Below are 22,217 nucleotides of genomic sequence, written 5' to 3'. Positions count from 1 at the left end.
TAGTCTGCCTGGGCTGCATCTCGCAGCAAGACGAAGGAGAGCATCATGGAACGTGAAGACGAAGTGATCGACCTCGGCACCGCAACCATCGAAACCAAGGGCGGCGCCGGCCTGGTGATCGATTCCAAGAACAGCCAGCAGCTTTTCGGCATTGCCGAAGACTGATGGTTTCGGCGCGCGGTCATACGAGATCGCGCGCCGATCCAGGGTTTCGACCATCATGGGCTTCGCACTTCGCCAAGGCATCTCCTTCTGCCGTGTCGGCGACCGGATCATTTTCCTGGATATCCTTGCGGATCGCTACTTCTGTCTGGCACCCGGCGCCGAGCGCCACTTTAGCGCCTGGGTGGAAGGCGGAGACCCGGCACCGCAGGACGCGCAACTGCAGGGTCTGTTGGCGCATGGCCTGCTCACTCCTTCGACCAGTTCGCAAGCGCCGACCGCGTGCGGCGCTATCCGGATACCCCAGACAAGTATTCTCGATCTGGGTCTTGCTGCTCCCGGGGGCGCTGCAACGATTAGAGCCTTGTATGGCCTGACCTATGTGCGCCTGCGTTTGAAAACCACGGGTCTGGGGCGAACACTGGCCTGGTTGTCCCGCCGCAAGGCAGGTCTGCCGACATCTTCGATGCCGTCCGATGCCCACGTCGCGCAGATCATGGCCGGTTTCATTGGGGCTTCCCGTTTCGCGACCCAGCTCGACAACTGCCTGGCGCATTCACTGGCGGTGGCGTCGACCATGATCGCAAAAGGCCTGCAGCCCGATATCGTGCTGGGTGTGCAACTCGGGCCCTTTTCCGCGCATTGCTGGGTCCAGCATGACGATCGCTTGGTCAACGACCGCTTCGACATGGTGCGGACATTCACGCCGATTCTCATACTATGAAACGCCGCCGCTTTCTTGCCTTGATCGCGACCCAAGGTCAGCCGCTCCTGCCGCGCTGGATCGATAGGGGGCACGAGGCTGCCGCCGCGCTCACGCCGCAGGTCGATGGCGAACGCTTCAAGCTGTGGAGCGACCACCCGCATGTGCTGGTTCATGCCGGCGGCCATGTGGTGATCGGTGAACTGTTCGACCGCCATGGCACGCAACCGGCAAGCATGCTCGATGAGGCAGTATGGACAGCCATCGTCCGGTCGTGCGGGGCAGTGCTGATCGAGCGTAACTGGGGCAGTTACGTCGCCTTCACTACTGGTGACGAGGCCGTTGCAATCGTGCGGTCGCCGCTGGGCGATCTCGGTTGCTATCATGCTCAGGTCGGAGACACGCTCGTCGTCGCGTCCGATCTGGCCCTACTCGCAGCGCTGGGTTGCCGCTTTCCCGTCGATCCCGGCGCGCTTGCACGTCATATCGCCTACCCCGAATGGCGGCGCAGTGAGACCTGCCTGAATGGCCTGCGGGAACTGCGTGGCGGCGATCGCCTGCTCGTCACGGCGGATGGGGTGAAGTGCGCGACACTGTGGTCGCCGTGGCACTTTGTTGATCGAGACCAGGTGATCGATGATGCCACGTTGGCAGCGGGAACGCTGCGCGACGCGGTGCAGCGGGCCGTGCGCGCTCGTGTTGTCGGCCATGACCGGGTCGTGCTGCTGCTGTCTGGTGGACTTGATTCAGCCATAGTGGCGACCAGCCTGAGGGCCGGCAACGCCCATGTCGTCGGGCTCAACCTCGTGGGCGACGATGCGGCGAGCGACGAGCGGCGCTACGCCGAAATGGTCGCTGAATCGGCTGGCATGGAGCTACTGGCAGGCACGTTCGATCTCGAGCGCATCGATGTGCGTCGCTCCGGCGCCGCCCACATGCCCTATCCCGTGCATCGCTGCTTCACCCAGGCGCAGGATGCGGTCGCGGCCGACGCCGCCGCCCGCTGCGGCGCTGATGCTCTCATCGATGGCGGGGGCGGCGACAATGTTTTCTTTGCCTCGCGGACGATCGCGATCCTGGCGGACTGCCTTGCCACGAGTGGTCCGGACAGCCGATTCTGGCACGCTGCACGAGCGCTTGGGGACTTGGGGCAGACTGGGACATGGCAGCTGGCTTGGCGCGCGGCCTATCGCGCCTGGATGCGTTCATCCGCACCACGTCAGCAGCCGGCCACTATGTTCCTCTCGCTGAAAGCCAAAGCGATCATCGACCCGGCCGATGTGCACCCTTGGCTGCTGCCGCCGCCCGGTGTCCTGCCAGGGAGGGCGAGCCATGTTGCCTTGCTGGTCCCGGCACAGAACCTGGTGGAGGCGATCAACGCACAGGCCCCGCAGCGGGCCATCTCGCCGCTGGTCTCGCAGCCTGTGGTCGAGGCTTGTCTGCGCATTCCGAGCTGGCACTGGCTTGCCTCCGGCCAGGACAGGGCGATCGCACGCCGCGCTTTCGCGCCCGATCTGCCCGAGGCCATCGTCTCGCGTCGTTCGAAAGGTACGCCGACCGGCTTTGTCGCGACAATCTTCGACCGCCAGCGACAGACCATCCGCGACATGCTGCTGGGCGGCCGCCTCGCCGATTTCGGCCTTCTCGACACAGAAGCGCTTGCCAAGGTGCTCGCGTTGCCCGGCCCGGTTCGCGATCTGCACTTCGTGCGCGTCATGGAATTGCTCGACGCCGAAGCATGGGCGCGCGCGCAGGACTAGCGAATCGGCTCCGGCGCAGGCGATGGCAGCGATCCCGTGCGCATCGCCTGCCAGCGGCGATATTGCGCGCTTTTGGCAGGATCGGGATTTTCCTGGTTCTGCAACCAGAAGGCGAACCAGTCGAGGTTCCGCTCGTAGACGGCGCGGCGGTGAATCGGCTGCCATTTCACGTGATACTCGTCGGGATAGACGTACATTTCGACAGGCTTGTTCTGCTCGTGCAGTGCGGCGAAGGCTTCGAGCGCCAGACGGAACTCGTCGTCGGCGAGTTGCATGAGCAGGGGCGTGTCGATCCGTTTTGCATTGCGCGCCAGCGACATGGCGCGCCAGAAGTCCGGGTTGTCGTCGGTCGCAGGCGGGTAGCCCATTCCGCGCAACCATTCCGCCCAGGCGATCCCACCATGGGTTGCGGTCGTATTGGGTTCGATGCAGCAGGTGCTCAGGGCCGCTGCGGCAAAGGCTTTGGAGTTGATCAAGGCGAACTCCACGGTCGAAGCACCATCGCTCAGGCCGGTGATGCCGACGCGCGCGGGATCGATGTCGCCTTGCTGCACAGCCATTGTGACGCCGGTCAGCACCGACGAGAGCAGGCTGCGCCGTTCGGCCCAGTCCTTCTGATTGGCGGCGTTGATCTCGTACCAGGTCTTAAGCTGCGGGAAGGCGGCCGCAAAGAAATTGGGCCGCTCGGTGCTGAGCACGGCAATCCCGCGCTGGGCGAGCAGGAAGATCGGATAGTCGTTTCCGGTGCCACCCCGCAGAAACCCGTCGCTGTGGTATTGCACCACGACCATCGGCAGTTTCTTGCCTGCCTTGTGTCCGGCGGGCAGGACCAGATCACCCCATGCCTCGAGGCCCAGATCGTTGCGCCATTTGAGACGGGTCACGGAGCCCAGGCGGATTGCGGCGAATTCGGGATTGGGATCGAACATCGTGCGCATCCGGCCGTTTGCGGTGTCGATCGCGACGACCTTGCGCGGCGTCGTGCTGTCCTCGTGGGTACAGATCAGTTCGGCTCCAGCGATGACGCAGCCGTGAAGGACCGCCGTGGTGCGCAGCACGGTTTCGGTGCGGTCACTCTCTGGCTGCCAGCGATAGAGTGCCATGGTTTCCTTGGCCCATCCCTCGCGACGCAGTATCAGCACCGATGCACCGTGCCACCACAGCGCGACAATCCCGCCGGCACAGGCCTCGGCGCCGCAACGGCGAATGCTGCCTCGATGCGCGACGACAAGCTGGGCCGGGGTTAGCGGCGACGTGCTGGAACGTTCGAGAAAGGCCCTGCGACCGTCATCACCGACGGCTTGCGGATCGACCGGCATGTCAGGCGGCGCAGCCCGCTCTACGGCCGATCGTTCTGCAGCGTCGGTCGGCATGACCACGCGCGATTGCATATCGACAGCTTGGGTGTCCAGCTCCGGAGTGGCCGCGACCAGTGGTCGCGCGGAAATCTCCGGCGAAACGCGGCGGTCGTAGAGCCAGCCCGATTGGCCCTCACGATCGAGCGCAGCCTGCACGGCCGCCGCGTCCTTGCGCGTGCCGTAAAGCAGGCGGCGTCCGTCCGGACTCCACGCCACAGCTTCGACATCGACGGCCGATTGCGTGACCGTGTGCGCGCCGCTGCCGTCGGCTTGGGCCACCCACGCCTGGGTTACGCCCTTGTCGCGCCGGAGGTAGGCGATTGCGCTTCCATCGGGTGACCAGATTGGAACGATTGTGCGTGCAGCGCCGCTCGGAACATAGAAGCCGCGCAGTTCGTCCATGATCGTGATGAGCTCGCCGCCGCGATCAAGGACGCGGGGCGGGCCAGACCCTGACCGCCGGCTTACGACCAGTGCACGGCAATAGCTGTTCGTCCCAAGGTCGGCGCGGTTGACGATATAGGCGACGCTTTCTCCATCGGGCGAAACGGCGAAAGGACTTGGTCCATTGAAAACCGCTGAATCGGGATCGCCGATCTCGCGGAGCTGGATGAGGTCTTCTGCCGTGAGATTGCGACGCGACGAGAGCGGGGCGCGTTGGGCGGGCAGCACGTCTTCGCAGTTGGCCCATGCTGCGCCGGGAAGCAGCAGGCAAACCACAACGCCGAGATGGGCCCGACGGGTCGGGCTCACCATTGCTTGGTGATCCCGAAAGCGATCATCCGGCCGACCGGCGAATAATTCGTCGAATCGTAAGGCGTGTCATACGGAAGCGATGTCGCGATCGGATCCGGCTTGGCGTTGAACAAGTTCTGGACCCAGAGCGTGAACGCGAGACCGCCGAGCGGTGCGTCGGCATCGATCCGGTAGCGCGCAGTGAGGTCGAGCGTGGTCATCGCGCCGATTTGCACGGCGGGCGTCGACCGCGTGTCGCGGACACTGCCGGTGTAATTGGCATTGGCTGCCAGCGTCAGGTTTCCGCCGGTCCAGGCGGCGGCGGCCTGTCCGCGCCAGTGCGGCGGATTGAAGATGGTGCCAGCCAGGTCATAGGTCGGTTGATCCACGCTGAGTTGCTGGTCGCTTTCAAGATAGGCAAAGTCGAACGAGAGGTGCAGTTTCTGGTCCGATGCCAGCGCTGTATCGTAGCTCGCCAGCACATCGACGCCACGCGCCCGCTGGCGCCCGGCATTGAGATTGGCATTGTCGACAATGGCCACCACATTCGCCGGATCGTAAGCGACGCCGGTCGCATTGAGGAACGTGCTAGCGCCCGCGATCGTGGCCGCTTGCGCCGCCGCGCTTGGACTCAAGGCGATCTGATTCTGGTAGATGGGATTGCTCAATGCCTGGGCCAGCAGGGTGATCGGAGTCACGATCCGATCGCGATAGCGCACGTTGAAATAGCTGATTTCGAGGCTGGCCCCCGACAGCGCGCGTGGATGCAGGGCAAGCGTGGCGGACCAGGTTGTCGCCTTTTCCGGCTTGAGGTCGGGATTGCCGCCAAGAATGAGGATTGCCCCGGCGGTGGCCGATGCTCCGCTCGCGCCCAATGCTGCAGGTGGCAGCAGGTATACCGAGCGGGGCTGGTACTGCTGATAGAGCGTCGGTGCCCGGAACGATTTGCCCCAGCTGCCTTTCAGGCTGATGTCGGGGGTCACCGCCCATGACAGGCCAAGCTTGGGCGTGGCGACCTGACCGATGCCGGGATAGCGCTCATAGCGCAGGGCGGCGCTGGCATCGAGCATGTTGACCAGGGGCAGATTCTGGCCAGGGCCGATCAGGGGCAGGCTCAATTCGCCGAAAGCGAACATATTGTCGCGCGTTGCGCTGGTGTTCGCCGCGAACCCGGCCCCGCCATACCGGATGAAACCGACACCGCGATAGCCACCACCAATGGCGATCTTGGCTATGCCGCCGGGCAGCCTGAACAGATCGCCATTGGCATTGACTTCGATCGACTTGGCGGTGTTCCGATAGAAGCTTGGACCGGAATCGCTGCAGACGGACAAGGCGCATTCGACTTGATGAAAGTCGACCCGTTCTTTTCCGTAGGTTCCACCGAGCGCGATCTGCCAGCCGTGCGCAAGGTTGAGCGTTAGCGTGGGAGCAATGCCCAAAGACTTGTCGACTGATGAGAAGGTGGCCTTGCCCTGGTCAAGATCGCCGCCGGCCACTGTCGGGAAAGTAAGGTCGCTCCATCGGACATTGTAGAGCCCATCGACCGAGAAGGTCAGGCCGCCGCCCATGTCCTGGTGACCGCTGGCTACAACGCTGTGATGGCGCAGTGCCGGAAACAGGTCGAGGCCGGGAGAGCGCGTGGCCGCATAGGACCGCTGGCTCGCGCGGATTGCAGTGTTGCTGCCATATTCATAGGCCGCAAATAGCCCGCCCGAGGCCCATTGGCGTCCCGCCAAAGCGCCATATTGTTGCTGGAAGTCGCCGCCGTCCGTGGTTCCGGCGAGACGGGCGCTGGTTTCCAGGCCGTCGTAGTCGCGACGCAAGATAACGTTGGCGACACCGGCGACCGCGTCGGAGCCATAGATTGCCGAAGCGCCATCCGGCACGACTTCGATGCGGTCGACTGCGGCAACTGGAATGCCCGAAACGTCAATACTCTGCCGGACCGCCGTGTAGGCAAGGCGGCGGCCGTTGAGCAGCGTCAATGTCGCGTCGCTGCCCAACCCGCGTAGATTGATCGCCGATCCGCCCCCTATGTCGACGCCACTGGCTTCCGGCACGTTCATGCCGATGCCCGGGTTCTGCCCGCCGCCAAAATTCTGCGGGATGCGACGGACGACATCGCCCAAGTCAGCCTGACCCGAATTGCGGATATCGTCCTGCCCGATCCGCACGACCGGGGACGCGATTGCGGCACCGCGCAGCCGGCTGCCTGTGACGACGATGTCCTGCGGCTCGCCTGGCGAGCTGGCAGCGCCGCTGGCGCGGCTCTGGCGGACGGCAAATCCACCATCGATGCGGGTGTAGGTCAGACCCGATCGGTCGAGCAAGACCCGCAGCGCTTCCTCGACGGTGTAGACACCGCGCAGCGCCGGAGCCTGCTTGTCGCTCAAGACCTTGGCGTCGGCCACGACCGTGACGCGTGATTGCAGGGCCAGCGTCTTGAGCGCTTGGCCAAGTCCTTGCGCCGGCAGGTCGAACTTGCGGCGCTCTGCTTCCTCACCTTGTGCGACCGAAGGGCCCGCGAGCAGCGCCACGGCGACAATGCTGTCGACCAGCGGCCATTTGCTATGAAGTCGTACCATTTTTCTGTCTCCCCCCTGGCCACGACGTGGCTGGTTGGCGGGGAGACGCCGGGGACCGAAAACCCCCGACAGATTTTTTCAACGACGCAAAAAATGCCCTACTGTGGTGGTCGAAGAACGATAATGCCTGGATCAGATCGGTCGATGCCAAGCGTGAACGTGGCCGCAACAGCTTGCGCAAACGCTTCCGGATCACGCACCTGGAACGCGCCAGTGATGGATAAGCGACCCAGATCAGGCTCAGCCAGGCGCAACTGGCGGCGGTTGTAGCGGTTGATGGCTGCGACTGCGTCACCCAGCGGCGTGCCGTCGAGTGCCAGCATGCCGGAAGTCCACTGGGTCTCGCCGGCTGGTACAGCATGGGGCCGGGCCGGATCGGTCAGGTCGAGCGACTGTCCCGCAGCAAGGGGGCGGCCCGGTCGGGAAGCATCATCGGCACTATGGGGAAGTATGACCTGCCCCTCGAGCACTGTGACGACTGGCCTCCCGCTTGCCAGGCTGACGTCGAACAGCTTGCTGCCGGTCGCAACTGCGCCGCCGGGCACCGCGACGGTAAAGGGGCGGCGGCTATCGGGCGCAACACGAAAGCGCACGCGACCTTGCTCCAGCGAGATGCGCCGCTCATGGGCGGAAAGGGTCACGCGCACGCGCGTTGCGGTATCGAGGGTGAGTTGCGACCCATCGGGCAGCGATACCGTCCTGATTTCGCCGAGTGCGGTCTCGTAAGTTGCCGCTTGGGCCGGGGAAATTAGCGCGAAAGGCGCCCCGTATCGCACCCAGCTTGCCGTTCCGACTCCAAGAAGGACGACAACGCCGAGACTGGCGGCCGCTACATGGGTGCTGTGCCGCATCAGGAAAGGTGCGCGGATCAGCTTTCGAGTCTGGCCGACGGCACTGGCAGCAAGTCTCTCACTGTCTCTCCATTGCTGCTCGATCTGAACATAGGCGATTTGGTGGCGATGGTCGGCTGCAATCCAGGCGGCAAATGCGCGCTCGACTTCTGGCGAGCCATGCTGCTGGCGGCGCAGCAACCAGTCACCGGCAGCATCATGAATCCGGCGGGGAATCGGATCGGAGGCGTCAGTCATGATGACGAAGGTGTCGCCCGAGTTGCTTGATCGCCCGGCTCATCTGCTTTTCCACGCCTCGCACGCTCAGCCCTGTCTGTTCCGCGATTTCCGCGTAACTATACCCATCGAGGCGGCAAGCGAGAAATATCTGCCGGGTCAGCGGTTTGAGTCGAAGCACGGCCTGTTCGATCCGCGCGAGGTCGTCGCGCGCTTCGAGGGCAGCGATCGGATCGCCACTGCCTATTTCCACATCGTCGATCGACACATGTTGGGCATGATGCGTTCGAGCCGCCGCGCGGGCCTCATCACGCAGGAGATTGCGGGCCGCCTGGCGCAGATAGGCGCCCGGTGCCTCGAGCGATATTTTTTCGGTCGCGGTGCGTGCAACGATTCGCGTAAAGATCTGCTGGACGACGTCTTCTGTGCGTTCGACAGTCGCCCTACGGTGGAGAAAACGCAGGAGGCCAGGCCGTTCACTGCGGTAAAGGTGTTCGACAGTCGTCTCGGTCGACGCCACGCGATCATGGGTGGGCGGCAGTGGCTCGCCTTCCTCGAGCGGCAAGCACGCAAGCCCTAGCCCAAGATGCATGGTGTGCGGCGCAGGGCGCCAATCCCGGCTGTGGATCGCATCGGTCGCATCTCCTCGCTTCTGGCGAGGCGATGCCGGCAAAAGCCGGGTGTTGAGAACATGCACGAGCACATGCGCCAACGCCTTTAGCCGCGAACGGCTTGGACATGCGCGTCGGCCACCCGGCCTGGTGATGGCGGATCGATTTCGTCTCGCACGAGGTTCTCACGCCTCGGCGCCATGCAACCATGGCGCGCGCACAGATTACCGCACGATCGCGCCGACGCAAGCCCCGGAAAAAGCGCTCATGTTCAAAATCATAGGCGGTCTTTGCCACAATGCCCGGCTAGACTGTGCTTGGTGAGAGTTCCTGTAGGATCGCGATAGCTCGCGGTAGGAAAGGACAGGGCTCAAGGGCTCATTTTACCAGGCGCAGCATCGGTCGGACCGGCGTTGATGATGGGGCCGATCGTTTGAACGGGCTAAGTTTGCTGGGAAGCGGGAGTAGGGCGTCTGGCTCGATCAGCCCACGCGTAACCAGTCCTGCCCAGATGGTCGCGAGTTCCCGCCGCCGTTCCATATAGGCCGCTCGGTTGTAAGCGCCTTCGACCTTGTTGGTCGGGACATGCGCCAGCATCAGATCGATGACCTCGCGATCGTCGGGCCGCCCATGTGTCTTGGCCCATTCGTTCATGATCGTCGAAAAGGCGGCGCGGAAGCCATGGGGTACATGGCGGCCATGATACCCCGCCCGGTTGAGCAAATACCCCAAGGCGTTCTCGCTCATCGGGCGATGGGCTTGACGATTGCCTGGGAAAACCAGTTCGCCGCGACCGCTCAACTTCCACGCCGCGCGCAGCACGGCAACGCTCTCGGTTGCGAGGGGCACCAGATGATCACCCCCAGCTTCGTCTTTGCGGTCCCGGTCACCCTTCATGCGCGCAGCCGGAATGCGCCAGAGGGGCAGTGGGCCATCGAGATTTTCGAACTCCGACCACATTGCACCGCGCAGTTCACCCGGGCGCACTGCCGTCAGCGCGATCAGGCGAAGCGCGAGGCGTGTAATGGGCCGCGCGAAGTCATCGTCCACCTTCGCCAGCATCCGGCGCAGTTCGGCAATATCCGTAATCGCGGGTTGGCGCCCTTTCTTGGGCATCGGCTTTAGCGCGGCGCCAACTTTCTCGGAAGGATCGGATTGGGCAATGCCACTGGCGATCGCATAAGCGTAGATCGCAGAAATCCGCTGCCGCACGCGCTTGGCTGTCTCGATGGCAGAGCGCTGTTCGATGGCGCGCAGCACTTCCAATATCTTGGGTGGCGTTATCGCCGTGATCGGCAACGAACCGATGGCCGGGAAGATGTCCCGCTCCAGCGACCGGATGACGTCGGCGGCATGAACCTTGGCCCATTGCGGAGCATTGATCTCGTGCCAGGCCCGCGCGACCTTCTCGAACGTGTTGCGCGAAGCCTCGACATTGGCCTTGATCTTGAGTTTCTTCTCGACCGTGGGGTCCAGGCCTTCGGCGAGCAGCCGACGCGCGTCGTCCCGCTTCTCCCGCGCCGCGATCAAGCTGACGAGGGGGTAGGGCCCCAGGGACAGCGTCTTCTCTTTCCCGTCGAATTTGAACTTCATCCGCCAGAGCTTCGCGCCCTGGGGTGAAACGTAAAGATAAAGCTGGTGCGCATCCGCAAGCTTATAGGCCTTTGGCCCGGGCTTTGCCGCGCGGATTTTGGCGTCGTTCAACATGGCGTTCGGATACCCCATTTCTGAGACCCGATACCCCGTTTTCATACCCCACGACCAGCGGAGGGGCACGAACCGGTAGGAACGAGCCGAAGCGGGAAATCCTCGATTTTATAAGGGTTTTGTCAATCCCAGTGGACTTCTGGGGACCCCTGGGAACGGGGGCCTGGCGGAGACGGAGGGATTCGAACCCTCGGTACCGGATTTACCAGTACGACGGTTTAGCAAACCGTTGGTTTCAGCCACTCACCCACGTCTCCGGATCGCAGCGGCGAGGGCGGCCTATAACGGGGGTTGTGGGGCGGGGCAAGCGCTGTCTTGTGATTTTTCCCCAGGATGGCGCAGGGGCTGTGGACAGCTTTGTGTGGCGGTGTGGTGCCGCCCTTTCGGCTGGCTGGCGCGGTGCGTGGCCGGTTGGGCGCAATTTCGACTCGGCTCATCGCCCGTTCATTGTCGCGGGGCGAACCTGTGGCGGATGGAAACAATCGGATTGCCGTGGCGCCACCTTGGCGCCATGTCGAACCACCATTGAGCCGGGTCACTGTCGCAATCGGCGTTCGCAGTTAGGGGACGGGAAACAAGATGAAGCGTGCCATCCATTATCGCCTGGCCCTGGGGCTGGCGGGTCTTTCCCTGCTTGCCGCCCCGCTGGCCCAGGCGCAGGTTCAGACGATCGATCCCAATTCGGCGATCGACAGCGATCTGGCGCCGCAGCCCGGTACCACGCCGGCCGCGCCGCGCGCCACGCCGGTGCAACCCAACGCGGCCCCAGCCCCCGCCACGCCAGCGCCCTACACCCCGCCGCCAGCGACACCGCCGGCAAGCGGCGCACCCTATGCGAGCCCGGCGCCGATGGGCGCTGCCCCGCCGCCGGCCGGCACTGCCGGTGCCCAGCCGGGCGCTGCCGGGCAATCGTGGCATGAAGACGATCTGATCGGCGCGGCCGAGGGCGTGTTCGGCAAGGGCGCCAAAGGCCTGGCCATGATGATCCGCGACATCCTGAAAAAGCAGGGTGAGCCGGTGGGCTATATCACCGGGCGTGAAGCCGGTGGCGCACTGGTGGTCGGGCTGCGTTATGGCTCGGGCACGCTGCACCACAAGGTGGAGGGCGACATGCCGGTCTATTGGACCGGGCCTTCGGTGGGATTCGATGCCGGGGCCAATGCCGGCAATACCTTTGTGCTGGTCTACAATCTCTATGACACGGCCGACATGTACCATCGCTTTGGCGCGGGCGAGGGGCAGGCCTACCTGATCGGCGGCTTCAATGTCAGCTATCTGCGCCGCGGTGATGTGGTGCTGATCCCGGTGCGCATGGGCGCGGGCCTGCGCCTGGGCATCAACGCGGGCTACATGAAGTTCAGCCGCAAGCAGACGTGGATGCCGTTCTAAGGGGGATGCCATTCTGATCGTCTGACGCCTTGGCGCGGCGGGGTGCAAACCCTCTTGCGCCGGGGCGCTGGCGGCGGCATGGGGGCGGCGTTCCTTTCAGTCAGCCGTGAAAGAAAATCCCCATGCTCGAAAACCTGGCTCCGCAACCGGCCGATGCCTTGCTGGCGCTGATCAAGCTGCACAATGCCGATCCGCGCGATACCAAGATCGACCTTGGCGTGGGCGTCTATCGCACCGCCGATGGCGCAACCCCGGTGTTCAAGGCGATCAAGGCCGCCGAAGCCAAGCTGCTCAACGAGCAGGACTCCAAGGCCTATCTTGGCCCTGAAGGCGACATGGGCTTTGTCAACGCGCTGGTCCCCTATGTGTTTGGCGCCGATTTCGATGCCGCCAAGGTAGACGGCATGCAGGCGCCAGGCGGCACCGGCGCGGTGCGGCTGGCGATCGAAGTGGCCAAGCGCGCGGGCGTGAAGCGCGTGTGGATGGGTACCCCTTCGTGGCCCAACCATGCCCAGATCGTGGCCGCCGCCGGGCTCGAACTCAAGACCTTCAAGCACACCGCCGCCGATGGCACCGCCGATCTGGCCGCGCTCAAGGCCGCGCTGGAAGAGGCCGAAGCGAGCGATCTGGTGCTGCTGCACGGCTGCTGCCACAACCCCACCGGCGTGGATTACACCCCGGCGCAGTGGGACGAAATCGCTCCGCTGCTGGCGGCTAAGGGTGTGCTGCCGCTGATCGACCTGGCCTATCAGGGCCTGGGCGAGGGAATGGAAGCCGATGCCTATGGCCTGCGCAAGGTGCTTGCCGCCGTGCCCGAGGCGCTGGTCGCCTATTCGTGCGACAAGAACTTTGGCCTCTATCGTGATCGCGTTGGCGCCTTCTATGCCGTGACGGCAGACAAGGACGCCCTGGCCAAGGCCATGTCGAACGGTGCCACCATTGCCCGCGCATCGTGGTCGATGCCGCCCGATCATGGTGCGGCTGCCGTGCGCCTGGTCCTGTCGGACACCGAACTGACCAAGATGTGGCTGGCAGAGCTGGACGAAATGCGCGACCGCATGCGCTGGGTGCGTGACCAGCTGGCCGCCGCCGGCCAGGTTGGCCCGATCGCCATGGACGTGCTGGGCACCCAGAACGGCCTGTTCTCGATGCTGCCGCTGTCGAGCGAGCAAATCCTGACGATCCGCGAGCGCCATGGTGTCTATATGGCCGGTACTGGCCGTATCAACATCGCCGGCCTTACGACGGGCAACATCGCCCAGTTCATCGAAGCCCTGCGCGACGTCGCAACGGCCTGATGCAACCGATGGCGGGCCGGGATGCTGCAACACACCTGTGGCAGCGCCTCGGCCTGCGCATTCCCCTGATCCAGGCGCCGATGGCGGGTGTATCCACGCCGGCCCTGGCGGCGGCGGTGTCAGATGCCGGGGGCCTGGGCTCGATCGCGGTCGGCGCCACAGATGCGCCCGGCGCACGCGCCATGATCGCCGCCCTGCGTGCCGCCAGTGGCGCTGCATTCAACGTCAATGTTTTCGTCCATGCCACGCCGCGCGTCGACACCGTGCGCGAGGCAGCCTGGTGCGCGGCGCTGGCGCCGCAATTCGCCGCGTTCGGGGCGCAGCCGCCCGAAGAACTGGCCACCATCTATCGCAGCTTTGCCGACGATGCGGCCATGCAGGCGCTGTTGGTGGAACTGGCGCCGCCGATGGTCAGCTTTCATTTTGGGCTGCCTGCCGGCGATATGCTGGCGGCCCTGCGTGGCGCAGGGTGCGTGCTGGCGGCCACGGCGACCAACGTGGCCGAGGCCCGCGCGATCGCCGATGCGGGGCTTGACCTGATCATTGCGCAGGGTTGGGAGGCCGGCGGCCATCGCGGCATGTTCGATCCTGCAGCGCCCGATGCCAGGCTAGCGACGCGTGACCTGGTGCATGCCGTGCGCCGCGAAACCGCGCTGCCGGTGGTGGCGGCCGGTGGCATCATGACTGGGCAAGGCATCCACGCGGCGATGGCCGATGGCGCGATGGCCGCGCAACTTGGCACCGCGTTTGTAGCCTGCCCGGAAGGCTCGGCGCGGCCGGGCTATCGCGCGGCGCTGCTGGCCGCGCGCGACACGGTGATGACCAGCGCCATTTCCGGTCGCCCGGCGCGGTGCCTGGCCAATCGCTTTACCGCGCTGGGCAACCTGCCACCGGTGCCCGATTATCCCCGTGCCTATGCCGCCGGCAAGGCGCTGGATGCCGCCGCCCAGTCGCACGGCGAAGACGGCTTTGGCGCGCAATGGGCCGGCAGCGGCGTGACCCAGGCGCGGGCCATGCCCGCCGCAGACCTGGTGGCGCAACTGTTGCGCGAGATGGCTCAGGCCTGACGCGACAGGCTTTGCATGCGCTGCAGATAGCGGGCCAGAACATCGATCTCGAGGTTGACCTGGCGCCCGGGCGCAAACTGGCCCAGCGTGGTGATCTGCGCGGTGTGGGGAATGATGTTGAGCGCGAAATGGCAGGTGCCGTCGCTCTGATCGGCCACCTCGTTCACCGTCAGGGACACGCCATCGACAGTGATCGAGCCCTTGGGCGCGACATAGGGTGCAAGGGCAGGCGGGGCGGTAATGATCACGCGCAGGCTACCGCCTTCGGGGGTAATGCTGGCGATCTCGCCCAAGGCATCGACATGGCCGGTCACGATGTGCCCGCCCAGTTCATCGCCCAGCCGCAGCGCCGGCTCCAGGTTGACCGGTGCGCCGGCCTGCCATTGCGCCGGGGCAGTGCGGCTGATGGTTTCGCCCGAAACGTCGACGGCAAACCAGGCCTCACCGGCAACGCCGCCCTTTTCCACCACGGTGAGGCACACACCCGAACAGGCGATCGAGGCGCCGATAGCGATGCGCGCCGGGTCCATCGCACAGGAGATCGTCACGCGCTTGTCGCCCTTGTCGGCAATGGCAATCACGTTGCCCACTTCGGTGACGATCCCGGTAAACATTGCGCTGGGCTTTCCTTATGCGTTAGCGGCGGCGGTGGTAGACGGTGAAGGTGTCGCTGCCAAGCCGGCATGCGGGGCCCATGTCCCATCGGCCATGCGCGGCGGAGAGGGTTTCCAGCCCGAGATCGCCCACAGCGGCAAGGCCGGGGCCAACCAGGATCGGCGCGCGATAGAGCAGCAGGCGATCGACCATGTCGGCTTTGAGGAACGCGGCGGCAGCGCCCGCGCCCCCTTCGACGAACAACCACTGCGCATCACCAAAGGCGCCGGGCGCGGTAATATCGGCCGCGGCGCGCCAACCCTGCGGCGCGGAGCCACGGGTCAAGACCCAGCGCTGCGGGCTGCGGGCTTCCAGCCCTGGCAGCCGCACATCGAGCCGAGGAACATCGGCGCGCAGCGTGCCGCCGCCCACCAGGATGGCGTCGGCCCGCGCGCGCTCGGCATGGCAATGGGCGCGCGCCTCTGGCCCGGTAATCCACTGGCTTTGTCCGTTGGCCAGCGCGATCGCGCCATCGAGCGTCAGTGCGAGCTTGAGAGTGACGTGCGGGCGGCCCGCCGTGGTGCGCAGCAGGAAGCCGGCCAGCGCCGTCGCACAGGACGCGGATGGCATGAGATCGGTGGCAATGCCCGCTGCGCGCAGCCGCGCGATGCCGGCGCCAGCGGTGCGCGGATCGGGATCGGTTTGCCCCACCACTACCCGCGCCGGGTGGGCGGCCACCAGCAGATCGGCGCAGGCCGGTCCGCGGGCAGAGGCATGTGCGCAAGGTTCAAGACTGACATAGACGGTGGCGCCGCGTGCATCGCCACTGAGCGAGGCCAGCGCCATCGCTTCGGCATGAGGACGGCCGCCAGCCTGGGTCCAACCGCGCGCGATCATGCGGCCGGCGCGCACGATGATGCAGCCCACGGCGGGGTTGGGCGCGCTCAGCGGGCGGCCACGGGCAGAGAGCGCGGCGGCCGTTGCCAGCCAGCGCGCATCGTCTTCAGGGCTTGGCTGCATCAGGCGCGGGCGTGGGTACGGTCGGCACCGGCTTGCCCGTGATCTGGCGATAGAGCGCGGCGTTCTTTTCGGCCTCGGCCTTCTTTTCGGCGGCACGTTCCTTGGTGCCGTCGTCATACATCTTTTGCGTGTCGATGCCGGTAGCGGCGCCGACCGCCTTGTACATCTTGCGGATGTCTTCCTGGCGCTGCTCTTCGGCGGCTTCCTCGGCGTCGGCCTGCTTCTGGGCGGCGATATTGCCCTTGATGATATCGGCATCGCTGCGATCGGCGCGCCAGGATTCGAAATAGATGATCGTCGGCGGGCGCGGCAGGCCACGGCCTTCCTGCTGGGTCATCAGGTAGAAGATGCCCCCTGTCACCAGCCCGGCCATAATCAGCGCGCGCGTGCGGTATTCGCTGGGCGCGCCAAGCACTTGCCAGAAATCCCGCACTGCGCGCAGCGGGGAGACATTGCGGAAAAAGCCTTTCATTGCGCCTCAGATAGGGATCGGAACGACGGATGGCAAATGAGTCGCCGGTTTTGCCGGTTCGCCCTAGCCAAACAGGCGATAAAGCCCGCGCCCTTCGGCCTTGAGCCAGCGATTGGCGGCCGTGACGCTGCCTTCGAACAGCTGCGCGAGCAGGGCATGGAATGCCGGGCTGTGGTCGAAATGGACAAGGTGGGCGACCTCGTGCGCCACGACGGAGCGGCGCACGGCATCAGGCGCCATGATCAGGCGCCAGTTGATGCGGATCGTGCCATCGGACGCGCAGCTGCCCCAGCGCCGCTTGGCACTCGACAGCCCGAGCGGCGGCACGGCCACGCCGGCGCGCGCGCAATAGTGCGCCAGGTCTGCGGTGCACAGCCGCAGCGCCTCTGCCGCCAGCCAGCGCTGCACCCGCGCGGGCAGTTGCTCCACCGGGCCGCCCACCAGCAAGGCGCCGTCGTCCACCACCGGGCGGCGCGGATTGCGGGTGTCCCACGACACCGTGAGCACGTCGCCGCGAAAGGGCAGGGTGCAACCCGGCGCCAGGTCCAGCGGCGGCGGCAGGCGATCGAGCTGGGCGGCCAACCAATCGGCCCGCTCGCGCACAAAGGCCAGGGCATCGGCGGTGCGTGCCCAGGTGGGCATCGAGACGCGTGCGGCGCTGCCATCGGGCGCCAGCCGCAAGGTCATCCGCCGGGCCTGGCGCAGGCGGCGCACTTCCACGGCCAGGGCGCGGCCGGCCACGTTGACCACCGGCGCAGGTGCCTGGGCCGCTTCCGGTTCGGCAGCGCGGCGCAGCCAGTCGATCACGGCAGGCGAAAGCCGATCGGCGCACGCGGGCTGCCAGGCGCGTCGCCATCCCATTCCACATCGCTGACGATGTGGTTTTCCAGCGGGCCGGCCACCACTTCGCTGATCGCCTTGCCCACCACCGAAACCCCGGCGCGGTGCACGGCCTGGCGATCGCCGCTTTCCAGGTAGTGCCAAGCGGGCAGCGGCTCGCCGGCGGCGCGCAGGCGATAGGCACAGGTTGCCGGCAGCCAGGCCACTTGCGCCACCAGGCGCGGGGTGAGCCGCAGGCAATCGGGCACCATGGCGCGGCGGTGGCGATAGTCGCTGCAGCGCGCGGTCTTGGTGTCGAGCAAGCGGCAGGCGACGTTGGTGTGATAGACTTCGCCGGTGTCTTCGTCTTCCAGCTTGTGCAGGCAGCACTTGCCGCAGCCATCGCACAGCGCTTCCCATTCATCGCGCGATAGCGTTTCGATCGGGCGATCCCAGAAGCGGTCCTGCGGCGCGCCGGTATTGGGGGGCGTGGCCATGTCTCAGCGCACCCAGCGCGTCAGTTCGGCGGCCACGGCCTCGCCGTTCTGTTCCACCGGCAGCAGGGCGATCGGCTTGCCATCGGGCCCCATCAGATAGGCCGCGCGGCTGTGGTCCATCAGATAGGCCTGTGGCGCGGCGCCCTTGGGTGCGGCGCGCTTCTGGTAATAGACGGCAAATTCCTTGGCTACGGTGGCAATCTGGTCGGCGCTGCCCGTAAGCCCGACCAGTTCCTTGCCGAAATTGCCGGTGAACTGCGCCAGCACTTGCGGCGTATCGCGGGCCGGATCGATCGAGACGAAGATCGGCACGAGGCGGGCTGCCTTGTCCGGGTGCGCCTTGGCAAAGGCGTGATAGCCCTGCATCAGGTTGGCGGTGTCGAGCGGGCAGACATCGGGGCAATAGGTATAGCCGAAATAGAACACGGTATATTTGCCGGCGAAATCGGCGGCATGCACGGTCTTGCCGGCTTCGTTCACCAAAGTGAAATCGCCCCCCAGCTGCGCCCCGGCCAGCGGCGCATCCGATGCCGGCGCACCGCTGCTGCAGGCTGCCAGCGGCAGGGTGAGGGCGGTGGCCAGCGCCAGTGCCGACAGGCACTTGCGGGCAATAATCGGCAAGAACGAGGGGTGATCCATGGCGTGGCGGTTCATGCTCTGCTAACAGCGCGCTTGCAAGGGCCACGTGCACCGTGGCCACGCCAGAGGAGGAATGCAGCCGTGTCGATCAAGAGGGCCAATTCGCGCCGCATCGCTCTTGCCCTGTGCGCCCTGGCGCCTGCTGCGGTGCTGCTGCCGGCCGGCCCGGCACTGGCCCAGTTCTCGGAAAGCTACAAGTTCCTCGATGCCGTGCGCAAGAAGGACGGCGACAAGGTGAACGAGGCGCTGCAAAATCCTGCCAGCCAGATCGTCAACACCAAGGACGTATCGACCGGCGAAACCGCGCTGCATATCGTGACGCAGCGGCGCGACCTGCTGTGGATGCAGTTCCTGGTGGGCAAGGGTGCCAACGTCAACGCGCGCGACAACAAGGGCGTCACCCCGCTGGTGGTGGCCGCCAACCTTAATTTCCTGGAAGGCGTGGACTTCCTCATTTCGGTGGGCGCGCGGGTGGATGATCCCAACAACACCGGCGAAACGCCCCTGATCACGGCGGTTCACGGCCACAACCTCGCCATGGTGCGCGCGCTGCTCAAGGCCGGCGCCAACCCCGATCGGCCCGACAATTCCGGCCGATCGGCCCGCGACTATGCCACGCTCGACCATGCGGAGGCGATTTCCGACGAGCTTGAGGCCGCCGCCAAGAAGCGCCAGACCGGCAAGGCGGCGCAAACCTATGGCCCCACGTTCTGATCACTGATGCGTTGATGTTCCAACCCGGAGACTTGCCATGATCGCCATGCCCGATGCGGCCACGCTGGAAACGCTCGATCTCGATCAGCTGCGCATCGAACTGGCGCCGCTGGTGGCCGAAGCGGCGATGTTCGACGGCTGGACCGGCGCGGCGGTTGATAGTGCCGCGCTCGCCGTTGGGCTCGATCCCGCGGTGGCGCGCCTGGCCTATGGCGTGGGTGAAAGCGGCGCGGCGATGACCATGATCGCCGCCTGGATTGCGCGGATCGATGCCGACATGGCGCGTGCCTTGCCGGCCAGCGAACTGGCCACACTCAAGATTCGCGAGCGTATCCGCCGCCTGGTGCAGTTCCGCCTCGATGCCCTGTCGGGCATGGAAGAGGCGCTGCGCCGCGCCCTGATCGAGATGGCCCGCCCGCGCAACAGCGCTCAGACGCTCAAGCTGGGCTGGCACAGCGCGGACGCCATGTGGCGCCTGGCGGGCGATACCGCCACCGATCTCAACCATTACAGCAAGCGCGCGACGCTGGCCGCGCTCTATGCCGCCACGCTGGCCGTCTTTGCCGAGGATCGCAGCGAGGACCATGCCGACACGCGCGCGTTCCTCGATCGCCGGATCGAAGGCGTGATGCGCTTTGAAAAGCTGAAAGCCGGCCTGTTCAAGCGTGAGGGCGAGCGGTTCAGCCCGGTGCGCCTGCTTGGCCGGCTGCGCTATCCCGCCCGCTGACCCCGCCGCTCACCCATTCGCGCGTGCCGCCAGGCCGTTTGATGAATTGATCGCGATCAATCTTCTTGCGAACGACTTGCATAAGCGGCTGGGCTATGGCAGCGGGGCTGCTGTGACGCTCGATGAACTACCGCTGGGCCACGATGCCCGAATCGCCTCGGTCGATTGGGCCGCGCTGGTGCCTGAAGAGGCGCAGCGCCTGCGCGCGCTGGGCTTTGACGAAGGGGCGCAGGTGCGCCTTGCCTATCGCGGGGTGTTCCTGGGCCGCGATCCCCTGGCGATCGAGATCGGGCGGATGACCGTGGCGCTGCGCCGCATCCATGCCCGCGCGATGCAGGTGGAAGAGTTGGCGGCATGAGCAGGGGGCCATTTGTCGCCGCGCTGGTGGGCAATCCCAATGCCGGAAAATCCGCGCTGTTCAATGCGCTGACCGGCGCGCGCCAGAAGATCGCCAACTATCCAGGCGTCACGGTGGAGCGCAAGGCCGGGCGCCTGCTGCTGCCCAGTGGCGAGCCGGTCGAACTGGTCGATCTGCCCGGTTCCTATGGCTTTGCCGCCACCAGCCCTGACGAGGAAGTGACCCGCAAGGTCATCATGGGCGAGCAGGTGGGCCAGGTGCGGCCCGATGTGCTGGTCATCGTGCTCGATGCCTCCAACCTCGAACAGCATCTGGTCTTTGCCCAGGAAGTGCTGGAACTGGGCCGGCCCACCGTAGTCGCGCTCAACATGGTCGATCTGGCTGCGCGCGACGGGTTGACGATCGATGCCGCCGCGCTGTCCGCCGAACTGGGCGTGCCGGTGATCGAAACCGTGGCGGTGCGGCGCAAGGGGCTGGCCGAGCTGGCCGCGGCCATCGCCGTGGCGCGCGACACCGCCGCTGGCGATGAAACCCCGGCGGCGCGCGTGCATGTGACGCTGCCCGAACGCCGCCTGCTGGCGCGGCAGATGGCGCAGGGCGCCACGCTTTCCGAAACCGCGCGCCATCGCATCCATGCGCGCATGGACCGGGTGCTGTTGCACCCCTGGCTGGGGCCGCCGGTGCTCTTTGCCCTGCTGTTCGTGGTGTTCCAGGCCATGTTTACCTGGGCCAAGCCGTTTCAAGACGGGCTGGATGGCGCCGCCTCTGCCCTGCAGGATCTGGTGCGCAGCGAATTGCCCGCCTCGTTGCTGCGCGATCTGCTGGCCGACGCGATCATTGGCGGGGTGGGCGCGGTGATCGTGTTCCTGCCGCTGATCCTCATCCTGTTCTTCTTCATCCTGGTGATGGAGGCGACCGGCTATATGGCACGCGCCGCGTTCCTGATGGACCGCATGATGGCCGGCGTGGGCTTGTCCGGGCGCAGCTTCATCCCGCTGCTGTCGAGCTTTGCCTGCGCCATTCCCGGCATTATGGCCACGCGCAGCATCACCGATCCCAAGGACCGGCTGACCACGATCCTGATTGCCCCGCTGATGACCTGTTCGGCGCGGCTGCCCGTCTATGCCGTGATCATCGCCGCCTTTATTCCCAACACGCGGGTGCTGCCGGGCGTGGGCCTGCAGGGATTGGTGCTGTTCGGCCTCTATGTTGCCGGTATCCTTGGCGCCATGGTCGTGGCGCTGGTGCTGCGCCGCTCGATCACCAAGGGCGCGGCCTCTGGCTTCATCATGGAGCTGCCCAAGTATCAGCTGCCCACGGTCAAGGATCTGGCGCTGGGCCTGTGGCAGCGGGCCTGGGTATTCCTGCGCCGCGCCGGTACGATGATCTTTACCGTGACGGTGGTCCTGTGGCTGCTGCTCAACTTCCCACGCGCCGAGCCGGGCAAGAGCCAGGTCGATGCCTCGATCGCCGGGCATATTGCCAATGGCCTGGCCGTCGTGGTCGAACCTATCGGTTTCAACCGCGATATCGCGCTGGCCCTGATCCCGTCGATGGCCGCGCGCGAAGTGGCGGTGTCCTCGCTCGCCACCAGCTATGCCGTGGACAACAGCGACGAGGACGCGCAGGGCCGCGCCCTGGGTGACCAGCTCAAGCACCACTGGAGCCTGGCGACCGCGCTGGCGTTCCTGGCGTGGTTCGTCTTTGCGCCGCAGTGCATGTCGACCATTGCGGTGACCCGGCGTGAAACCAACGGCTGGAAGTGGCCTGGCTTCATGCTGGGCTATCTCTTTGCGCTGGCCTATATCTTCGCCGGGATCACCTATTGGACTGCCGTGGCGTTCGGATTGGGTTGATCCGCAGAAATCTTTGCTGTGGGGCGTGCATTGCCATGCTCCCTTGCGCTATCAGGCGCGACTGAATTCCATAGGG

At 65.7% G+C, this 22,217-nt stretch carries 21 protein-coding genes and 1 tRNA gene; 10 read left to right on the top strand and 12 right to left on the bottom strand.

All coding sequences use genetic code 11. The annotated features are described in order from the left end of the window. The first annotated feature begins 45 nt into the window (after nt 1-45). From IP65_RS21395 to IP65_RS14750, 3 genes are read left to right on the top strand one after another with little or no spacing between them, the layout of a single operon-like run. Nucleotides 46-165, top strand: a complete 120-nt coding sequence (locus IP65_RS21395) for a benenodin family lasso peptide (RefSeq protein WP_156306629.1) — start codon at nt 46-48, stop codon at nt 163-165. After that, nucleotides 152-886 (top strand): lasso peptide biosynthesis B2 protein, encoded by a 735-nt coding sequence (locus tag IP65_RS14755; protein ID WP_156306627.1) that lies wholly within the window; start codon nt 152-154, stop codon nt 884-886. The genes IP65_RS21395 and IP65_RS14755 overlap by 14 nt, the downstream gene beginning before the upstream one ends. Then, nucleotides 883-2,625, top strand: a complete 1,743-nt coding sequence (locus IP65_RS14750) for an asparagine synthetase B family protein (RefSeq protein WP_054132173.1) — start codon at nt 883-885, stop codon at nt 2,623-2,625. Before IP65_RS14755 ends, IP65_RS14750 begins: the two co-directional genes overlap by 4 nt. Here IP65_RS14750 and IP65_RS14745 read toward each other — a convergent pair. From IP65_RS14745 to IP65_RS14720, 6 genes are all read right to left on the bottom strand, one after another. Then, entirely contained in the window at nt 2,622-4,739 is a 2,118-nt protein-coding gene (locus IP65_RS14745) for an Atxe2 family lasso peptide isopeptidase (protein ID WP_054132172.1), read from the bottom strand. The genes IP65_RS14750 and IP65_RS14745 overlap by 4 nt on opposite strands. Then, complete coding sequence (locus IP65_RS14740; RefSeq protein ID WP_054132171.1) at nt 4,733-7,306, bottom strand: TonB-dependent receptor; 2,574 nt, start codon at nt 7,304-7,306, stop codon at nt 4,733-4,735. The genes IP65_RS14745 and IP65_RS14740 overlap by 7 nt, the downstream gene beginning before the upstream one ends. Nucleotides 7,307-7,404: 98 nt before the next feature. Further along, complete coding sequence (locus IP65_RS14735) at nt 7,405-8,394, bottom strand: FecR domain-containing protein (RefSeq protein ID WP_054132170.1); 990 nt, start codon at nt 8,392-8,394, stop codon at nt 7,405-7,407. Then, entirely contained in the window at nt 8,387-8,965 is a 579-nt protein-coding gene (locus tag IP65_RS20910; protein WP_231627725.1) for an RNA polymerase sigma factor, read from the bottom strand. Before IP65_RS20910 ends, IP65_RS14735 begins: the two co-directional genes overlap by 8 nt. Before the next feature lie 397 nt (nt 8,966-9,362). Then, a complete protein-coding gene (locus IP65_RS14725; protein ID WP_054132168.1) occupies nt 9,363-10,691 on the bottom strand; it encodes an integrase arm-type DNA-binding domain-containing protein in 1,329 nt (442 codons plus the stop codon). 164 nt (nt 10,692-10,855) lie between these two features. Then, nucleotides 10,856-10,948 (bottom strand) — tRNA-Ser (locus tag IP65_RS14720). A gap of 322 nt (nt 10,949-11,270) precedes the next feature. On the opposite strand from IP65_RS14720, the gene IP65_RS14715 reads away from it, so the two are divergent. From IP65_RS14715 to IP65_RS14705, 3 genes are all read left to right on the top strand, one after another. Beyond that, the gene (locus IP65_RS14715) at nt 11,271-12,080 is read left to right on the top strand and encodes a DUF1134 domain-containing protein (RefSeq protein ID WP_054132167.1); all 810 of its coding nucleotides are present in this window, start codon (nt 11,271-11,273) and stop codon (nt 12,078-12,080) included. Between the two features lie 122 nt (nt 12,081-12,202). Further along, on the top strand, nt 12,203-13,378 hold the full coding sequence (locus tag IP65_RS14710) for an amino acid aminotransferase (RefSeq protein WP_022678155.1): 1,176 nt from the start codon (nt 12,203-12,205) through the stop codon (nt 13,376-13,378). After that, on the top strand, nt 13,378-14,445 hold the full coding sequence (locus tag IP65_RS14705) for an NAD(P)H-dependent flavin oxidoreductase (RefSeq protein ID WP_369801295.1): 1,068 nt from the start codon (nt 13,378-13,380) through the stop codon (nt 14,443-14,445). Before IP65_RS14710 ends, IP65_RS14705 begins: the two co-directional genes overlap by 1 nt. On the opposite strand, the gene IP65_RS14700 is transcribed toward IP65_RS14705, so the two are convergent. From IP65_RS14700 to IP65_RS14675, 6 genes are all read right to left on the bottom strand, one after another. Further along, nucleotides 14,436-15,059 (bottom strand): riboflavin synthase, encoded by a 624-nt coding sequence (locus IP65_RS14700; RefSeq protein WP_054132166.1) that lies wholly within the window; start codon nt 15,057-15,059, stop codon nt 14,436-14,438. The two genes, IP65_RS14705 and IP65_RS14700, sit on opposite strands and share 10 nt — an antisense overlap. 22 nt (nt 15,060-15,081) lie before the next feature. Beyond that, nucleotides 15,082-16,059, bottom strand: a complete 978-nt coding sequence (gene ribD / locus IP65_RS14695) for a bifunctional diaminohydroxyphosphoribosylaminopyrimidine deaminase/5-amino-6-(5-phosphoribosylamino)uracil reductase RibD (protein WP_054132165.1) — start codon at nt 16,057-16,059, stop codon at nt 15,082-15,084. Next, nucleotides 16,043-16,531 carry a hypothetical protein gene (locus IP65_RS14690; RefSeq protein WP_054132164.1) on the bottom strand — a complete coding sequence of 163 codons (489 nt, stop codon included), beginning with the start codon at nt 16,529-16,531 and terminating at the stop codon, nt 16,043-16,045. Before IP65_RS14690 ends, ribD begins: the two co-directional genes overlap by 17 nt. A gap of 63 nt (nt 16,532-16,594) precedes the next feature. Continuing rightward, entirely contained in the window at nt 16,595-17,338 is a 744-nt protein-coding gene (locus tag IP65_RS14685; RefSeq protein WP_054132163.1) for a M48 family metallopeptidase, read from the bottom strand. Beyond that, nucleotides 17,335-17,847, bottom strand: a complete 513-nt coding sequence (locus tag IP65_RS14680) for a YcgN family cysteine cluster protein (protein ID WP_054132162.1) — start codon at nt 17,845-17,847, stop codon at nt 17,335-17,337. The genes IP65_RS14685 and IP65_RS14680 overlap by 4 nt, the downstream gene beginning before the upstream one ends. Nucleotides 17,848-17,850: 3 nt before the next feature. Beyond that, a complete protein-coding gene (locus IP65_RS14675) occupies nt 17,851-18,501 on the bottom strand; it encodes an SCO family protein (protein ID WP_022677230.1) in 651 nt (216 codons plus the stop codon). A 66-nt stretch (nt 18,502-18,567) separates the two neighbouring features. On the opposite strand from IP65_RS14675, the gene IP65_RS14670 reads away from it, so the two are divergent. The 4 genes from IP65_RS14670 to IP65_RS14655 all read left to right on the top strand — a co-directional run bounded on the left by IP65_RS14670 (nt 18,568) and on the right by IP65_RS14655 (nt 22,141). After that, the gene (locus tag IP65_RS14670; RefSeq protein ID WP_022677229.1) at nt 18,568-19,200 is read left to right on the top strand and encodes an ankyrin repeat domain-containing protein; all 633 of its coding nucleotides are present in this window, start codon (nt 18,568-18,570) and stop codon (nt 19,198-19,200) included. Nucleotides 19,201-19,246: 46 nt separating this feature from the next. Continuing rightward, nucleotides 19,247-19,927, top strand: a complete 681-nt coding sequence (locus IP65_RS14665) for a COQ9 family protein (protein WP_028658110.1) — start codon at nt 19,247-19,249, stop codon at nt 19,925-19,927. A 112-nt stretch (nt 19,928-20,039) separates the two neighbouring features. Continuing rightward, a complete protein-coding gene (locus IP65_RS14660) occupies nt 20,040-20,285 on the top strand; it encodes a FeoA family protein (protein WP_054132196.1) in 246 nt (81 codons plus the stop codon). Beyond that, nucleotides 20,282-22,141: a ferrous iron transporter B gene (locus IP65_RS14655; RefSeq protein ID WP_054132161.1), complete on the top strand. Its 1,860-nt coding sequence runs from the start codon at nt 20,282-20,284 to the stop codon at nt 22,139-22,141. Before IP65_RS14660 ends, IP65_RS14655 begins: the two co-directional genes overlap by 4 nt. The last annotated feature ends 76 nt before the right edge of the window (nt 22,142-22,217 follow it).

This window comes from Novosphingobium sp. AAP1 (genome assembly GCF_001295765.1).
GTDB classification, from domain to species: domain Bacteria; phylum Pseudomonadota; class Alphaproteobacteria; order Sphingomonadales; family Sphingomonadaceae; genus Novosphingobium; species Novosphingobium capsulatum.
The sequence above is the reverse complement of the archived record's forward strand: the minus strand, read 5'-3'. Positions and strand labels throughout refer to the sequence as shown.

Bases quoted from the DNA above. Each gene is read 5' to 3' on its own strand.
- IP65_RS21395 (WP_156306629.1), top strand. From the start codon at position 46: ATGGAACGTGAAGACGAAGTGATCGACCTCGGCACCGCAACCATCGAA.
- IP65_RS14750 (WP_054132173.1), top strand. From the start codon at position 883: ATGAAACGCCGCCGCTTTCTTGCCTTGATCGCGACCCAAGGTCAGCCG.
- IP65_RS14745 (WP_054132172.1), bottom strand. From the start codon at position 4,739: ATGGTGAGCCCGACCCGTCGGGCCCATCTCGGCGTTGTGGTTTGCCTG.
- IP65_RS14740 (WP_054132171.1), bottom strand. From the start codon at position 7,306: ATGGTACGACTTCATAGCAAATGGCCGCTGGTCGACAGCATTGTCGCC.
- IP65_RS14735 (WP_054132170.1), bottom strand. From the start codon at position 8,394: ATGACTGACGCCTCCGATCCGATTCCCCGCCGGATTCATGATGCTGCC.
- IP65_RS20910 (WP_231627725.1), bottom strand. From the start codon at position 8,965: ATGCATCTTGGGCTAGGGCTTGCGTGCTTGCCGCTCGAGGAAGGCGAG.
- IP65_RS14725 (WP_054132168.1), bottom strand. From the start codon at position 10,691: ATGTTGAACGACGCCAAAATCCGCGCGGCAAAGCCCGGGCCAAAGGCC.
- IP65_RS14715 (WP_054132167.1), top strand. From the start codon at position 11,271: ATGAAGCGTGCCATCCATTATCGCCTGGCCCTGGGGCTGGCGGGTCTT.
- IP65_RS14710 (WP_022678155.1), top strand. From the start codon at position 12,203: ATGCTCGAAAACCTGGCTCCGCAACCGGCCGATGCCTTGCTGGCGCTG.
- IP65_RS14705 (WP_369801295.1), top strand. From the start codon at position 13,378: ATGCAACCGATGGCGGGCCGGGATGCTGCAACACACCTGTGGCAGCGC.
- IP65_RS14700 (WP_054132166.1), bottom strand. From the start codon at position 15,059: ATGTTTACCGGGATCGTCACCGAAGTGGGCAACGTGATTGCCATTGCC.
- ribD (WP_054132165.1), bottom strand. From the start codon at position 16,059: ATGCAGCCAAGCCCTGAAGACGATGCGCGCTGGCTGGCAACGGCCGCC.
- IP65_RS14690 (WP_054132164.1), bottom strand. From the start codon at position 16,531: ATGAAAGGCTTTTTCCGCAATGTCTCCCCGCTGCGCGCAGTGCGGGAT.
- IP65_RS14680 (WP_054132162.1), bottom strand. From the start codon at position 17,847: ATGGCCACGCCCCCCAATACCGGCGCGCCGCAGGACCGCTTCTGGGAT.
- IP65_RS14675 (WP_022677230.1), bottom strand. From the start codon at position 18,501: ATGAACCGCCACGCCATGGATCACCCCTCGTTCTTGCCGATTATTGCC.
- IP65_RS14665 (WP_028658110.1), top strand. From the start codon at position 19,247: ATGCCCGATGCGGCCACGCTGGAAACGCTCGATCTCGATCAGCTGCGC.
- IP65_RS14655 (WP_054132161.1), top strand. From the start codon at position 20,282: ATGAGCAGGGGGCCATTTGTCGCCGCGCTGGTGGGCAATCCCAATGCC.